This is a genomic window from bacterium, assembly GCA_004322275.1.
Taxonomy (GTDB): domain Bacteria; phylum Desulfobacterota; class Deferrisomatia; order Deferrisomatales; family BM512; genus SCTA01.
This window is the reverse complement of record SCTA01000023.1, coordinates 1-14,279: the sequence shown is the minus strand read 5'-3', so window position 1 is coordinate 14,279 and position 14,279 is coordinate 1. Positions and strand designations below refer to the sequence as shown.

The following is a 14,279-nucleotide window of genomic DNA, read 5'->3' as shown; positions in this document are numbered from 1 at the left end:
GTCATTCCTCCTGCTTTTCCCTTCCGAACAGCGACACCGTATCGGGGCGGTAGTTGAGCCTGTCGTCCACCTCTTTGGTCTTCTCGGCGCTCAGCGGCAGGTATTTGCCCGCGGCGGTGGCGTAGACGACGCCGTTTTCATCCCTCACTTCGCCGGTGACGTGGGCCAGCCTCTTTGTCACGCTCCCGGCATGGCCTTCGATTATCATCGCCGTTCCGGCGGGCATCGGCCGAAGGAAACGCACCGTAAGCTCGCCGGTGACGTAAAGCCTGTCGCTTTTCAGCGAGGCGGACCAGCCCATCGTCTCGTCGAGGATGGTGCAAAGTACGCCGCCGTGGACTACGCCCGGATACCCCTGCCGATGAACCTCCGGCTTGTAGCGCGTCCGCACCCTTTCGCCGTCGGTCGTGAAGACTACGTGATGCCCGAGAGGGTTGTTTTCTCCGCAGACGTAGCACCAGTCGCTGTTTGGCAGCCGCCGTTCCATTCTTCGCTCCAAAGGTCAGGGCTTCAAATCGTTGAAAAACTTTCGCGTATGATAGAAAGCAAAAACCGAAACGATCAGCCCCAATAACGCAGTCACCCAGAAGGGCGTCGATTCGGGAAGCATCTTGTTTATTGCGAGGGGCAATACCGCGGAAACTATCAAAGCCATTAAAGTTGACATTTCGTATCCGTCTTGTCCTGCGTTGTCAATTTCCGGTCTGTTTTTCACTATATCAAAACCATCAGCCTGAAATGAAAGAAATCTAAAACGGTTTCAAAACCGTGTAGTGATTCAAAATTGGAACAGAACCTTGTTTGAAATAGAGGTCGATTCAGGTAAAATCGAAGGCGTGTCCGTAAGCCCCAAAGTCAACAAACCGACAAGGAATTTCTATGGCGAAAGTTCTGATTCTGGACGACGACCCGAGTTTTTCCGGCTTCCTTGCCCGCGCTCTCACAAAAAAAGGACACGACGCGACTGTCATCCACAAACTGGCCGGACTCAAGGAAGGGCTGAGGGAGCTTGTCCCGGACGTACTTCTCCTCGACGTTCATCTTCCCGACGGCTACGGGCTCGACGCGATAACCTCGGTCGAGGAGGCCCCCGACTCTCCCCAGATTATCGTAATTACAGGAAATCCCGACGACGACGCGGCCAAGCAGGCTCTCCTTCTCGGCGTGTGGGATTACATAAGCAAATCCGACCCCCTCAGCCGCATCATGCTCGCCGTGGACCGGGCGATGACCTTCCGCTCCGAAAAGAAGACCGCAACCGCCCAGAGCGCACTGCGCACCGCGGGCATCGTGGGTAATTCACCGAAGATAAAGCGCTGTCTGGTCGAGGCGGCCCATGCCGCGCAGTCGGACGCCCCGGTGCTTCTCACGGGAGAGACCGGCACTGGAAAAGAGCTTATCGCCAGGGCCATCCACAACAGCTCGGCCCGCAGGGACAAGGGATTTATCGTGGTGGACTGTACTGCGATACCCTCGCAGCTGGCCGAATCCATACTCTTCGGCCACATCAAGGGGGCTTTTACCGGGGCGGAGTCGGACCACGAGGGGCTCATCCAGCTCGCCCACGGCGGAACCCTCTTTCTGGACGAAGTCGGCGAGATGGGCGAGGATATCCAGAAGCGCTTTTTAAGGGTGATTCAGGAAAAAACCTTCCGTCCGGTCGGGGACGTGGGGGAAAGAACCTGCGATTTCCGCATAATAGCCGCGACCAACCGCGACCTCGACAAGCTGGTCGAAAAAGGGACTTTCCGGCTCGATCTTCTGCACCGCATCAGGTCGATCTCGATCCACCTGCCGCCCCTGCGGGAAAGAACCGAGGACATAGTGCCGCTGGCGGATTACCACCTCCACAAGGTCTGCTATGCCAACAAGTGCTCGAAGAAGGCTTTTTCGCCCGATTTTTGCGAGGAACTGACCGCTTACGAATGGCCGGGAAACGTGCGGGAGCTTATGCAGACGGTGGAGGCGTCGCTTTCGAGGGCGGAAGGGTTCAGCAAGCTCTTCGCGATTCACCTGCCCGAGAGGGTGCGGGCGCGCCACTTCGCGCACGAGGACGCTACTGCTTTGCCATCAGCCGGTGAAGAGGAGGTAAAAAGGGATATTCTCCCCTTTAACAGCTATCGCAAGAACGCCCTGCGCAGCGTGGAGAGGGAGTACATTATCGAGCTTATGCGAAGGACAAAGGGGGATATGGAACTGGCGTCGAGCCTCTCCGGGCTTGGCAGGGCACGGCTTTATGGACTTTTGAAGGAGCACGGGGTTTCACGCCACGACGTCTGACCCGGCTTCCTCTTTCGGCGAATGGCTGCGTCGCTACTCGGTCGCGCTCCTCGCCGTATTCCCGATACTGTCTCGTCGCGCGTCCTGCGGGCTCCTTGCCCTTCGCCGAAATAGTTTGCCGGACTTCGCGCCCTTTCGCTCCGGGATTCCTTGCCGGGAACGGAAATCCGGGCAGGTCGGCTTGGGGAACGAAAGCCGAGAAATACATTAACTGTTGTATTTGTTTTTTGGATTTGTCGCCTTTCGCTGCGCTCAAAGCGACCTGCGGTTTGAACAATTTCAGTTTGCTTTCGCCTGCAGCTTTAAAAATTCCTCCGGCGTGCCCCGGAAGACCTTCCCTTTCGACAAACTCCCGTCCTTCCCGGTGACGCTGTACTCGCCGGGAAGCTCCATAGTCCCTTCCCTCTTGAAAAAGGCGACGGAGGAGGCGACGGCCATATCTCCCGTCTTTATCGTCACTCCGTCTTCCAGCCGCACGGCCCCAGTAACGGGGTAGTAGACCCCCTTGGGGGCGGCGGCAACGGCTGCCGGAGCGCCGTCCTTGAGTATGGTCACCTCCGCGTCCTGGAGGACGTTTTCGCGCTTGGCCCCCAGGCGCAGAACTTTCATGAATTTCTGATCGCGCACGAAGGATTCCTTCGCCTTTACCACGTAGCCGCTCTTGCCGTCGGCGGAATACTCCTCGAAGGAGAACTCCTTAAAGGCTCCCCTTACTCCGTGGAACCCCTCTTTCCCCGCCCCTGCGGCTTCCTTCCTTTCCGGGCGAAGAGCGAACAAGACCGAAAGCACCGCAATTACCGCCAGAGCGGCGATTAGCGCCGTTTTAATTCCCTTTTTCAAGCTGCCTCGCCAAAGAAAGGGCGGGACGGCCCTTTTCGGAGCCGTCCCGCGTGTTTCAGTTACGGTTGTTGCGCTTCGAGGCGGTTATTTGAAGAGACGGGGCCCCATCGGCTGGGTGCCTCCTCCGCCGCCAAAGGGGCCGTTGTCTTCGTCGGCCCGGTAGAGGTTGAAGTTGAAGAAGCCCTGCGACTGGGAGAAGCCTTCGTCTACCTGCTGGTCGCAGTCGTTGTCCAGCCAGTCCTTTATCTCCGTTGCGCCGGGATTGACGCTCGGGTCCCAGTTGCTGCAGTCGCCAGGCTGGCTGACGTATCCTCCGGGCTGGACATCGGAGAAGGTGAAGTTAAAGGGGTCTCCCCAGCCGTCGCCGTCGCCGTCAAAGTACCAGGTAAAGAGGGTTCCGTCTTCGTCGGTCTGGAAGTTGCAGTTGTTGTCGACGAAATCGCCCAGTATCTCCGTCGCGTCGGGGTTTATCGCCGCGACGCTGTCGTCGCAGTCGAAGGGGTTGGCTACGTAGCCGGCGGGCTGGTCTACGGCGAACACGGGGGTTGCGAAGAGGCTGCCGAAGCCGTCGCCGTCGGAGTCCAGATACCAGGTGGTGGGCGCGGGGCCGGGGTCTATCGTGCAGACCACGTTATAGCCCGTGGCGATGGATTCGGGCATCGCCGTCCACCAGTTTCTGTACAGGGGCTGGAGCGGATCGTTGGCCTGCACCGTGCAGGTTTCCGTAGAGACCGTGGCGGGAGCGTCGTAGGGGTTGGTGAGCGTGTAGGTTCGGTAGCCGCCCTCCTTCGCCCTGAAGTAGACGTAGTTGGCGATAAGAGCGCCGGTTCCGTCGGTCTGCGAGGTAAGTTCGGCCACGGTCTGCTTTCCGTCGGCATGGTCGTAAACCATCTTGACTATGCCCATGTTCGGCGCGTGCCATGTCGTGCGGGTGCCGTTTATGAAGTTGTTTACTCCCGCGGGGGCGGGGGCGCCTTCCCAGGAGGTGCCGGCGCCGGAGATCACCGTTACGGTCTTGATGGCGTTGGCGTAAGTGTTGAGAGGAACGGTCACGCTTTCAATGGCGGTAACCGTCGAGGTGGCGGTGTAACCCTGATAGCCCTGCACCCACATGTTGTCGTTGGTCCAGGTCGCGCCAACCGTCAGCGGCGAATTCCAGAGGGTTCCGCTATAGAGGTAGGAGAAGGTGAAGGCGAGCCCCATCGGGCGGGTATCGCTTTGGCTCCAGCTGTCTCCCCACATATCAACCCTGGCGGGGACGTTGGTTTCGGTCCAGGAAACGTCCGTGCCGGTGTCGAAGGGGAAGCCCAGGCTTACGCCGAGGTTGTCGAACTTCTCCTCGGAGAGGCCGAGCTCTTCCTTCACCCAGGTGTTAAGGAAAGAGTCGAAGTAGTAAGTGAACTCCGGGGCTCCTCCTGCCGTCGCCGTGAAGGGCAGGAGAATCCTGGTATCGGGTTCGATAGCGAAGCCGCCGATTCCGTCGGTGGCGTATCTGCTGTCCCTGAGAGCAAACTCGGCGTCGCCGAAGACCGACGTAATGAGCGTCCCCGCGTGGCTCTCGGGCGCGAAGGTTATCGCGAAGTAATCCGGGTTCCGGGGGCCGTAGAAATCGTCTACAGGCGTTACGGTGAAAGCGCCGGAGGTTATGTCGGCGGCGAGCTTGCTGCCGTCGAACATCCTGGCCGGGTCGAAGATCGTCGAGAGGTCGAGCTTCAGATAGCCCTTGAACAGGTCGGCGGTCTCGTCGATGGTGAAGGTTCCGTCGTTGCCCATTACCGCGGAGGTGATGCGCTTGTTGTCCCATTCGTAGATGGGCACGTTGACCCAGCCCGTGGTGGAGTTGACGGAGGCCTTGAAGCCGTCAAGCATTTCGAGCAGTTTCGGGAGCTGCACAGCCATCTCGGCGTCGATGTAGATTATGTCGTCGGACTGAATATCCGTCTCGAGCTCCATCGCGTCGAGGTAAGCCACTACGCCGTCGAACACCTGATTGAGAAGGGCCTTGGAGTTCGCGAAACGGGTAGCCACGTCGGGCCTCTGGAGGAGGTCCTGGAGGTTCAGGGGGCTGAACTGCTGGTCGCCGTTTTCGGCGTAGGTATTCAGCGTGAACTGATAGCCCTGGATGTATTCGAGGAGGCCGTCAGCGAGGTCCAGGACCGCGTTGAGACCGATTATGTCGCTGTCGTCGACCTCCATGCCGTCTACGACGAGGGTAACCGGCCCGTTTATCTGCGCGAGGATCGCCCTTGAGTAGTCGATCTTGGCCTGAATAAGCTGCGCCAGATTCTGATAATCGGGGATCGCGGTCATCGTGAAGTCGGGGTTGTAGAAGGGGTTGGCGACCGAGCAGACCGGGCCGGGAGCGCTGTAATCCCATTCGAGGCATGCCTCGGTGACGGAAACGATACGGAATTCTCCGGTTACCGGGTCGTCGTAAGCCTTAAGTCCCACGGATTCAATGAGAGTGTTGAGGGAGGTCCCGGAGGTCTTGGCCTGTTCGGCTAGTTCAAAGAAGGAGAGGACCGCCCAGAGAGCGCGCCCGTTGTTGTCAAGCTGCCCGCTGTCGGCAAGCTGTTTGAGGTCTTTGTAAGCGCCGATCGGGTCGCCGGGAGTAGTCTCGTCGCCTTCGAGCTTCGCCAGTATGGAGGTAAGGTCGATGGCGGGGAAGGTGAAGTCGAGGGTGACTACCGGGGTCGCTACGGTGGCGGTTCCCGACCGGTCTTCGACGACCGCGCCGTTGACGTGTACGTTCACCAGTCTATCGTAGGGAACCTTTATCGAGTACTGGCCCAAGGCGTCTGTCCTCAGGCTGCCCATGAGGTCGGTGTACACGAGGACGCCGGAAAGGGGATTTCCGCCGGCGTCGGTCACGGTTCCCTGAATCGTTCCGGGAATGCCGATGACGTAGGTAACGCTGACGGTCTGCTCCTGGGGGGGAGTGTCCATTACGCTTTGCGGATACTCTATTCCGTTGAAGACCAGAGTCACCTGGCACTGTTCGGTGACGCTGGCGACGACGGAGCCCTTGACGATGAGGCCGTTAACGTCTCCGCTTGCGTTGGTGACGCCCGAGCGGGCTCTTGAATTGTAAGTGACGCCGTTAACCTTTACCAGCACGTTCGGCAGGGGATTGCCCGAGTCGTCGTTGACGTGCACGTTGAGGTAGGAGCGGTCGATGGGGTGATCGCCATTCCACCAGGTGAAGTGGACGACGTTCGCCTGCACGTAAAGGCCGTCGGCCCTCGCGACGACGTCAGCGTCGTAGGCGGGGTCGGCCGGGTCGGTGATGAGGTCGTTCGGGTTCGCGTCCTCGCGCTCCCAGACGCCCATGTCTTCGTTGTAGGACCACCACGGAATCTTGTCGCCGGCCACGTAGGCAACGCCGGTGTTGGGATTGAGGATGGTTCCGTCCTGTATGCCCACGGGAAGGAGAAACTCCACCGTTGCCGGGTTCGCCGGGTCGATTGTGGTGTATTCCTCGCCGGTGGCCACGTCGCGGATCGTTATCTCGGCGAAGGCCACGGATTCAAGGGTGGTTGCCGGGTTGTTAAGGTCCTGCCCCGCGTCGGCGGCGGCGAAGGAGCCGGGGAAGATGGCGCGGTCGGCCTCGTTGGCCGGGTCGGCGACGGCCACTTCGACCTGTACGTCTCCGGTGACGGGCGCTCCGCTGGAATCGAGGAGCGAACCGGCGGGAACGGTGAGGTTCATGCCCGCGTTGTCAACGCCGGTGGAGGTGGAATCCGCCGTAACGGTAATCACGGCGGAAGCGTCCTGAACCGGGGCGACGTAGGCCTGGGCCATCATGGCCTGAACGGTGATCATGGCGTCGGCGGTGAGCGTCAGGAGTTCCTGATAGCTGGCGTAGCCGCTCTTGTCGAAGGAGATGAGGAGCTTGCCGCTTTCGGGTATGGCTACGTCGGCGAAGGTGTAGAAGCCGTTTTCGTCGGTCACGGTGAAGGCTATGGAGGTGAGCGCCGCCATGCGGGCCGTGGAGCTGAGGGCTTTAGCGCGGGCGGCGTTTATAAGGGCGGTGCGGGAGTATTTGCTGTTTGCCCTGGGCAGGGGAGCGCCGGCCGAGAAAGCGCCCTGCTCCTGGAGGACGACGGTAGCGCCCGCGATGGGGGCTCCGTCACGGTCGCGAAGGACGCCGTTGATGGTGGTGCTGGGGACGACGGGCGCGACGTTGTTGACCGTTATCGTGACGGTGTCGGAAGCCGTCGCGCTTTCGTTGTCGGTCACGGTGAGCTCGAAGGTGAGCACCGTCGCGGTGTCTACCAGGGGAGCCGTGAAGGTGGACGATGCCGCTCCGGCGTCGGAGAGGGTCACCGAAGGCCCTGCCAGCTGCGCCCAGGACCAGGCGGCTATGGTGCCGTCGGGGTCGGAGGAACCGCTTCCGTTAAGGGTGACGGCGGCACCTTCATCGACCGTCTGGTCCGGGCCCGCGCTGGCGGTGGGGGTCAGATTTTCCCCGGAGCCGATGTCGTTTACCGTGACGATTACGGTATCCGTATCGGTCGCGCCGTCGTCGTCCGTAACCGTGAGGGTGAAGGTCAGGACCGTGGCGGCGTCAACGGCGGGAGCCGTGAAAGTCGGCTGAACCGCGGACTCGCTGGAGAGGGTCACGGAAGGCCCGGTGGTCTGCGACCAGGAGTAGGCGGCGATGGTGCCGTCGGAATCGGTCGAGGAGGAGCCGTTAAGCGTTACCGTCGCCCCTTCCAGAACGGTCTGGTCGAGACCTGCGCTTGCGCTGGGAGCCTGATTTTCAGTCCCCCCCCCGTTGTCTCCTCCTCCTCCGCCGCCGCAGGCGACGGCCAGGACGAGAAAAATGGCCATCAAAAGAGTGAACTTCAGTGCCCTTAACATAGCGTACTCCTTCTCCTTGGGGTTAATCCGGGGCGGAAACCAAAAGGACTCCCGCCTTAAAAAAACAGTGAGAAAGGTGACTTTTATATTCTAGTACAAAGTATTTTAAATTCAACTCCATCCGCTCAGAAGATAACTTCGATGAAGCATCCGCCTCCGCCTCCGCCGCCGGTGGCGGGAGGGACGATTATCTTTTCGGCCTGCGGCACCGGAGGCAGGGCGGGGCCGGAAAGGGCGGTAAAGGAGAAATGGCCTCCCTCGACGCCTCTGGCGTCATAGAGCCAAATCTCGACGTTGTGGTTTGTCTCCCCCGCGAGCCCCGAGATTGTAGTTTCTCCGAGGGGGGCGACGACGGTCTTCGTCTGCCACTGCCCGGAGGTCACGGGCTTGTATCGCATTACCGTTCCGCCGTAGGCGAGGGGGGTCCATGAAACGTTTATCCCCCCGGTGACCGGCGAGGAAGAGACATCCGCCGAGGTGAGAGCGGGTGGGACGGTGCCCTGTACCGGGCTGGGCGTGGGCTTTTCGACGCTGAAAGATTGGGAAACCCCCGCCGGTTTAAGGTAGGCGGGAGCGGCGAAGAGAAGGTCGGAGGACTGGGCCTCGTCGAACTGGAAGGAGGCGAAGCCGGCGGTTCCCTTTGAGGCGAGGCAGAGCGCGTAGGCGGGCGACCCCCTCTGGATTACCCCCGTTATCCCCCAGTTGTCGGCGGGAGCGCCTGTGACTGTGGCCCTCACGGGTCCGTTGGTCCCGTTCTCCCTGCGGTAGGACGCCCCGAGATAGTCCGGTGACAGAGTACTAGCGACCACTTCGATGCTCGAAGTCGAGCGAAGGTTCGGCCTTGGATAGAAAGCGCCCTCCTCGTAATCCATTATGGAATTCGCCGAGGCGAAGCCGAGGTAAAGCTCGTCCACGCCGTCAAGCGCCTTTTCGAGGGCGAACAGTTCCAGCGCGCCGTTAGTGACCGCGTTGTTTGAGGAATTGGAATAGAGAATCCGCTTTCCGCTCTTTATCAGCTCCCAGACGCGGGCCATCGAATCCGGCCCGCCGGTGTGCTCGTCGAGGTAGAAGCAGAAAATGCCGCGCTCGTAGACGCCGTCGCCGTAGGGGCGGCTTATCTGGAGGCCCGACTCGGGATTTTTTATCCACTGGTCGGAGCTGTTATTCCAGAAGCTGTAATAGTCGTTAACCTCGTCGAAGACCTTGTCCTCGCTCCAGACCGAGGAGGCCTCCAGGAACCAGTCGTCGTAGGTGCCAATCCAGGCGGAGGGGGTGTAGAGCATCTGGAGGACGTGGAAGAATTCGTGGACGCCCGTAACCTTCATCGCTCCCCAGTAGGGATTATCCGGGTCGTCGTTCTCGATGGTGAAACCCGGCCAGTTGAAGGTGTTGTTGACCATCAGCCACGGCTGGGGCGAGGCGTCCGTAGCCAGCCCGAAAAAACCGGCCGAAAGGCGGTAAACCGAGAGGTCGGAGGTGTTTGCGATTACCACCTTCACCCTTCCGGAAAGGACGTTCACCGGGAAGCCGTAATTCTCGCTGAGGGTGGTGTAAGAGTATTCGAGGTAGTTGGCCCAGCGCTCTATCACGTCCGGGTCGCCGTTTTCGTTCGCGTCCGGCGCGGGCACCGTGCCGTCTATGTCGGTAAGGGGAAAGTCGTCGCCCCACTGGATGGAAAAGTGCAGGGTGTTGTAGGCGTTGGGGAGTGAAGGGAGGGCTGCGGCGGTGCGGGGAAGGAGATACGAGCGCGCCTCCTCCTGTTCGGCGGGGTCCATGAGCGGCAGGGCATCTATCGCCCCCCGGAGGGCCATCGTCGCACAGAGACTTCTTTTTCTCTCGCCGAGGCTGCGAAAGAAGGGCGAAACCCTTTCGGGAGCGAACATATCCCGCAGTTTTTCAAGCTCGGCCCTGCCCCTCGTGACCTCTCCCCTCGCCTGAGCGGAGTTTATCCTCTCGAAGGTGGATGGCTCACGCGCCGGGGAAACCGTGCATAGAACTGTGGAAAGCAGGAAAACGGCGATAAAGGCCTTAATCGCTATGAATCTGTTCATTTTGCTCCGCCCGCAGGTCGGCTGACCATTGCCCCGGCGAAAAACCTTTCGCCGCTTCACAAAAGAATCCGTGCTCCTGGAATACAGGCGTAATTATGCTCCCAAAGCAAGTTCTTTGTCCAAAATTAGAGCATCGGCAGATTATGAAATTACCTGAAGCTAAAAAGACGGACTTCCCTTGAGAAACTTTTCCCTATGCGTCAAGAGGATTTTTTGACGCCGTCCAAAGGCCGTGCACCTTGGGGGCAAGACGATATCTCCAGGGGGTGGAGGGGTAGGCGAGGAATCCCGAAACGAGAGGGGATCCAGCAACCCGTCACTCCCGCGAAGGCGGGAAGTCCGGAACCTCTGGATTCCCGCGTGCGCGGGAATGACGCAATAAAATGGGCGGCGCGGCTTTCCGCTCCCGGCAAGGAATCCCGCAGCGAAAGGGCGAGGCGGTAGCAGCGCTACGGCGCGACCTTGAGCGAGGACATGACGCCGCCGGGGACGGAAAGGATGCGCCGGACATCGCGCGTCAGGCCGCTCCCACCGGCGGTCCAAACTCGTTCAACTCCCCCTCCCCCTCCCTCACATAGAGGATGACGAAGAGGTATACGTTGTAGATCGGGACGATTATCAGGGGTGTGAAGAACCACCGCTTTCCGATGTCGTGAAACCTTCTCACCATGATTGAAAGGAAGGAGAGGGAGAAGATGGAGACGAGAAAAATCGCGAGCACGCGAAAGAGAAAGACGAGGTAAAACTTCTCGAAGAACCCCCATGTTTCCATCGCGAAGTAGATGAAAGCCCCCATGAGGACGTAGAGGCCGACAGAAGCTATCAGGAACTGGAAACGGTTGATCCTTCCCTGAAAGTTCATGAATTTTATCGTGCCCGTGCGGTTGAACATCAAACCCTCAATTTTGCCCGATAGCTTAAAAACGTCAGTTTTCAATCCGGACGATTTTAAGGTTACAGGGAAGGTTTGGCAACCGCTAAACGAAAGGCGCTTTACGCGGCTCATTCGCCTATGTCCACCAGAGTGGCTATCGCGTGGGCGGCCTGTTTACCTCCGGACATCCTCAGGGTCAGCTCCACGGTGACTATCCTTCTGCCGCTTCGCAGTATCTTCGCCTGGGCGAAAACCTTCTCGCCCAGCGGCACAGGCCGGAAGAGGTGGACCTCTATGCCCTCCGTCGCCAGTTTTATGCCGGAGGGCAGAAGAGAGCCGGGGAAAAAAGCGGCGGTATCGAGCAGGGCCGCCGCCGCGCCGCCGTGGAGCCCGCCTATATAGTTGGAGTGCCTTTCGTCAACAGGCATCGAGAGCTCGCACTCGTCGTCGGCGACGGCGACAAGCTCCATCCCCAAGAATCGCGCCAGCCCCACGGTAGAGAAGATATTGAGGGCATTTTGGTACATCTCGTTTTCTTTCATCTTCCACAATACCCCTTGCCCGCCGGTTCGACCGCCCTCGAAGAAGCCGTATTCAGAATGTTTTCTGCGGACTTATGAAATCTACTTCGCGGCTTTTTGCTTTTCAAGTTCCAGCGCCATAAGGGCGTTTTGCCTCACCGCTATGTAGGACATATAGGCCTGAAACTCGATGGCTATGAGTTTGGCCTCCTCGGCGTCGGCGGGAGTCTTGAAGGTGGCGTCCTTGGCGATATCCTCGGCCTCGGAGATGAGTTCCTTCATGGAATCGGCCCGTTCGATATCCCGTATCGCGGAAGAATCGAGCGCCAGCGCCGGAGAGACAAAAAGCACCGCGAGGGAAACAAGTATCAGGAGTTTTCTCATCTTGACCTCAATTCCGGTTTGTTCCGCTACGCGCGGGGGGCGCGAGGGAAGCGGGTTTTCAGGAAATAAAAAGCCCCCGGAAGAACCTTTTGAGTCCTTCCAGGGGCATGTTACCACCTGGGCGCATAGAGGACTAGTCCTCTATGCGCGGAATCTTTGGCTTTCTTCCCCTCTTTCTCGGGCGAAGTCGCTTGCCGAGCTTGCCTTCGAGTCCGAGGATGAAAGGTTCGGTCCCCATCGGGCGTCCCGTAGACTCGTGCTGGGCGAGTTTCTTGGCGAAATCCTTTGAAACGGGTTCCGTTATGTAACTCGACCAGTCCGGGACTCCGGGGAGCGTCGCAGGAGCGCCGAGAGGATCGGCGGTCTTTGCCAGCCTCGCGGTGGCCGAGGACCACGGATACGCCGCCGGGGTGAGCACAAGCCCGGTTCTCACCGGCTGTAGCTCTACGTACTTGGCTGTCTCGGCAATGAGGGGCTCCTCAATGGTAAAGGAGTTGAACCGGGCGTGCCAGAGGCGGCCTTCACGCCCGAGACGGGCGTTGACCTCCCTTGAGTAACGCCGGTGAACCTCACCGAGAGCTCTTGCCAGCCCCTCCTCGCTCGAAGGAACGACGAGAAGGCTGACGCGGTTGAATAAAAGCGACCAGGCCAAGGCTTTCACCTTGTTCTCGTCGAGTGCCTCGGAAGCGAGGCGAAGGTAGAGGGCGTAGTCCTCAGGCCCAAAAAACGCCTGTTGGCCTTCGTAACCCCTCTGGGCGACGTAATGCGGTAATCCGGGTACAACTATTCTTGCTATTCTAACCATGTAAGAAATATGCCGCAAAAATCTAAATTGTGAAGAAAAAAATTCAAAAAAAACCTTAAAAATCACGCGAAAATATTAAAATATAAATAGTGAACCCTTGACATCCCTCCGTTGACCTAGCGGAAATAGGAAAAACACAAATTGAGGGCAATTGCTATTTTTTTAAGGCCGGTCCCCACTATTTGACTATTTGCCTCATCAAATGGGGTTTTAATCGGGTCCCCCGCTCCCTCCTCCGTCACGCGGTGAAAAGCGGGGCAACTTCGCGCTGTCATTTGCCAAGTTCAATGGATATCATTTGGGCTGGTTGGAATTTCAAGCGGGAGGTCTTGAACGGATGCTTTATTTTCACCCATATTTTCAGGGAATTTTAACGCTGGTGATGATCTACGGGTGGATAACCGGCATGGGCAGGCATCGCCCGCAAAAGCCCGGCTCCTCCTTCGCCTTCAACCGCAAGCGCCACATACTCGCCGGAAAGATCTCCACAGCCGGGCTGCTTTTGGGGATCATAATCGGGCTCGGCTACGTTTACGGGCTTTACGGCCAGGTTCTCGTCACGGGTCTCCACGGCACGCTGGGCGTCGCCATCGCGCCGCTGCTTGTTACGGGCATAGTCACCGGGGGAATTCTCGAACGCAATTTTGTTAAACACCCGCACCTGCCAAAGATTCACGGCGGTTTAAACGCCCTCACCCTCGGCATGTGCGTCTTTCAGATACGCACGGGGCTCGAACTGCTGCTGGCCATGAGGGCGGGGTAATTCTCTTGGACAGCAATCGGGAAATGAAACGGAAAACCCCGTATTCAGGGCGTCGCGCCGCCGAATACGGGGTTTCGCAGCCGTAAATATTACGTTCCGGGCGCCTTGCGGTACTGCGGGACGGCCTCCCCCGCCTTGCTGTTCCCGAAGAAAGTCTTCACCGCGGCGGCTATCTGGTTTTCGGTCATCTTCCCCTCGGCGGGCTCGACGGCGACGACCTTGTCGGCCAGATCCCTGTTGTTCTCTATCTCGTGCAAAAACTCCGTCTTCGCGCTGCCGGGGCCGAGAAGGAATATCCTGTCGGCCTTACCGAGCTCGGCGATAAGCTCCCTGTACCAGCTCTTGAGGTGTTCCCTTCGCTTTCTCTCGATCTTCTGCTCCGAGACGATTTCAAAGCCGCCCGCGACGCCGGGGTACTTGTACCCCCCGTGGGACTTGGTTTTGTTCTCCACGTCCGAGGGAAACATAGTGCGGGTCTCCTTTTTTCCGTCGATAGCAACGAGGAAAGCCTTTTCGTGGTCGAGCCAGACTCCTACCTTCTTATCCATTTGAGCTCCTTGGAGTGACCGTAAAAAGCGCCCGCGCCGAGTCCCTGAGGACGGCGCAAAGCACTGTCGTGACGTTTTGGGCGGGACTTGGCGAAAGATTCGTGGCGGCGTGGGTTCGAGAAAAAACGCTTGCTGTCATATTTCTCTCGTCGTGCGTTGCGGGACAATACCCACACCTAAAATCTATCTCTCCAAACGCAGGTGAGCAAGGCAGGGGGGAAGAAAAATATTTGGGGCTGTCCTAGATAATCAGCCTAAATAGTCTCTAACCAGTTGTTTTACCTGAGCTAATTGAACTTTTGGGTCAGGGTTATTGAAACGCCATTCGCATTCCTTCAAAAACAGGTGAA

At 58.8% G+C, this 14,279-nt stretch carries 12 protein-coding genes; 2 read left to right on the top strand and 10 right to left on the bottom strand.

All coding sequences use genetic code 11. The features are described 5' to 3' along the window. Nucleotide 1: 1 nt before the first annotated feature. A complete protein-coding gene (locus tag EPN96_07585; GenBank protein ID TAL16865.1) occupies nucleotides 2–487 on the bottom strand; it encodes a PaaI family thioesterase in 486 nt (161 codons plus the stop codon). A 392-nt stretch (nucleotides 488–879) separates the two neighbouring features. On the opposite strand from EPN96_07585, the gene EPN96_07580 reads away from it, so the two are divergent. Next, the gene (locus EPN96_07580) at nucleotides 880–2,280 is read left to right on the top strand and encodes a sigma-54-dependent Fis family transcriptional regulator (GenBank protein TAL16864.1); all 1,401 of its coding nucleotides are present in this window, start codon (nucleotides 880–882) and stop codon (nucleotides 2,278–2,280) included. Between the two features lie 279 nt (nucleotides 2,281–2,559). Here the strand turns inward: EPN96_07580 and EPN96_07575 are convergent, their stop codons facing one another. The 7 genes from EPN96_07575 to EPN96_07545 form a co-directional block, all read right to left on the bottom strand. Next, the gene (locus tag EPN96_07575; GenBank protein TAL16863.1) at nucleotides 2,560–3,120 is read right to left on the bottom strand and encodes a hypothetical protein; all 561 of its coding nucleotides are present in this window, start codon (nucleotides 3,118–3,120) and stop codon (nucleotides 2,560–2,562) included. Nucleotides 3,121–3,204: 84 nt separating this feature from the next. Beyond that, nucleotides 3,205–7,983 (bottom strand): hypothetical protein, encoded by a 4,779-nt coding sequence (locus EPN96_07570; GenBank protein ID TAL16862.1) that lies wholly within the window; start codon nucleotides 7,981–7,983, stop codon nucleotides 3,205–3,207. Nucleotides 7,984–8,108: 125 nt separating this feature from the next. Then, nucleotides 8,109–10,034, bottom strand: coding sequence for a hypothetical protein (locus EPN96_07565; protein ID TAL16861.1), 1,926 nt, complete (start codon nucleotides 10,032–10,034; stop codon nucleotides 8,109–8,111). 517 nt (nucleotides 10,035–10,551) lie between these two features. Further along, a complete protein-coding gene (locus tag EPN96_07560; protein TAL16860.1) occupies nucleotides 10,552–11,040 on the bottom strand; it encodes a DUF805 domain-containing protein in 489 nt (162 codons plus the stop codon). Beyond that, nucleotides 11,037–11,450: a PaaI family thioesterase gene (locus EPN96_07555; GenBank protein ID TAL16859.1), complete on the bottom strand. Its 414-nt coding sequence runs from the start codon at nucleotides 11,448–11,450 to the stop codon at nucleotides 11,037–11,039. Before EPN96_07555 ends, EPN96_07560 begins: the two co-directional genes overlap by 4 nt. A gap of 81 nt (nucleotides 11,451–11,531) precedes the next feature. Beyond that, complete coding sequence (locus EPN96_07550; protein ID TAL16858.1) at nucleotides 11,532–11,813, bottom strand: hypothetical protein; 282 nt, start codon at nucleotides 11,811–11,813, stop codon at nucleotides 11,532–11,534. Between the two features lie 133 nt (nucleotides 11,814–11,946). Further along, complete coding sequence (locus tag EPN96_07545) at nucleotides 11,947–12,618, bottom strand: transposase (GenBank protein TAL16857.1); 672 nt, start codon at nucleotides 12,616–12,618, stop codon at nucleotides 11,947–11,949. 337 nt (nucleotides 12,619–12,955) lie between these two features. Between EPN96_07545 and EPN96_07540 the strand changes: the two genes are divergently transcribed. After that, on the top strand, nucleotides 12,956–13,381 hold the full coding sequence (locus EPN96_07540) for a DUF4079 family protein (protein ID TAL16856.1): 426 nt from the start codon (nucleotides 12,956–12,958) through the stop codon (nucleotides 13,379–13,381). A gap of 89 nt (nucleotides 13,382–13,470) precedes the next feature. Here the strand turns inward: EPN96_07540 and EPN96_07535 are convergent, their stop codons facing one another. Together EPN96_07535 and EPN96_07530 are read right to left on the bottom strand one after the other, a co-directional pair. Then, entirely contained in the window at nucleotides 13,471–13,929 is a 459-nt protein-coding gene (locus EPN96_07535; protein ID TAL16855.1) for a hypothetical protein, read from the bottom strand. 249 nt (nucleotides 13,930–14,178) lie between these two features. Beyond that, on the bottom strand, nucleotides 14,179–14,279 hold a 101-nt coding region (locus EPN96_07530; protein TAL16854.1), incomplete at its 5' end, for an IS1595 family transposase.

What these genes read in the sequence shown, in the direction of transcription:
- EPN96_07535 (TAL16855.1), bottom strand. Translation starts at nt 13,929, where the DNA reads ATGGATAAGAAGGTAGGAGTCTGGCTCGACCACGAAAAGGCTTTCCTC.
- EPN96_07550 (TAL16858.1), bottom strand. Translation starts at nt 11,813, where the DNA reads ATGAGAAAACTCCTGATACTTGTTTCCCTCGCGGTGCTTTTTGTCTCT.
- EPN96_07545 (TAL16857.1), bottom strand. Translation starts at nt 12,618, where the DNA reads ATGGTTAGAATAGCAAGAATAGTTGTACCCGGATTACCGCATTACGTC.
- EPN96_07540 (TAL16856.1), top strand. Translation starts at nt 12,956, where the DNA reads ATGCTTTATTTTCACCCATATTTTCAGGGAATTTTAACGCTGGTGATG.
- EPN96_07560 (TAL16860.1), bottom strand. Translation starts at nt 11,040, where the DNA reads ATGAGCCGCGTAAAGCGCCTTTCGTTTAGCGGTTGCCAAACCTTCCCT.
- EPN96_07555 (TAL16859.1), bottom strand. Translation starts at nt 11,450, where the DNA reads ATGAAAGAAAACGAGATGTACCAAAATGCCCTCAATATCTTCTCTACC.
- EPN96_07580 (TAL16864.1), top strand. Translation starts at nt 880, where the DNA reads ATGGCGAAAGTTCTGATTCTGGACGACGACCCGAGTTTTTCCGGCTTC.
- EPN96_07585 (TAL16865.1), bottom strand. Translation starts at nt 487, where the DNA reads ATGGAACGGCGGCTGCCAAACAGCGACTGGTGCTACGTCTGCGGAGAA.
- EPN96_07565 (TAL16861.1), bottom strand. Translation starts at nt 10,034, where the DNA reads ATGAACAGATTCATAGCGATTAAGGCCTTTATCGCCGTTTTCCTGCTT.
- EPN96_07570 (TAL16862.1), bottom strand. Translation starts at nt 7,983, where the DNA reads ATGTTAAGGGCACTGAAGTTCACTCTTTTGATGGCCATTTTTCTCGTC.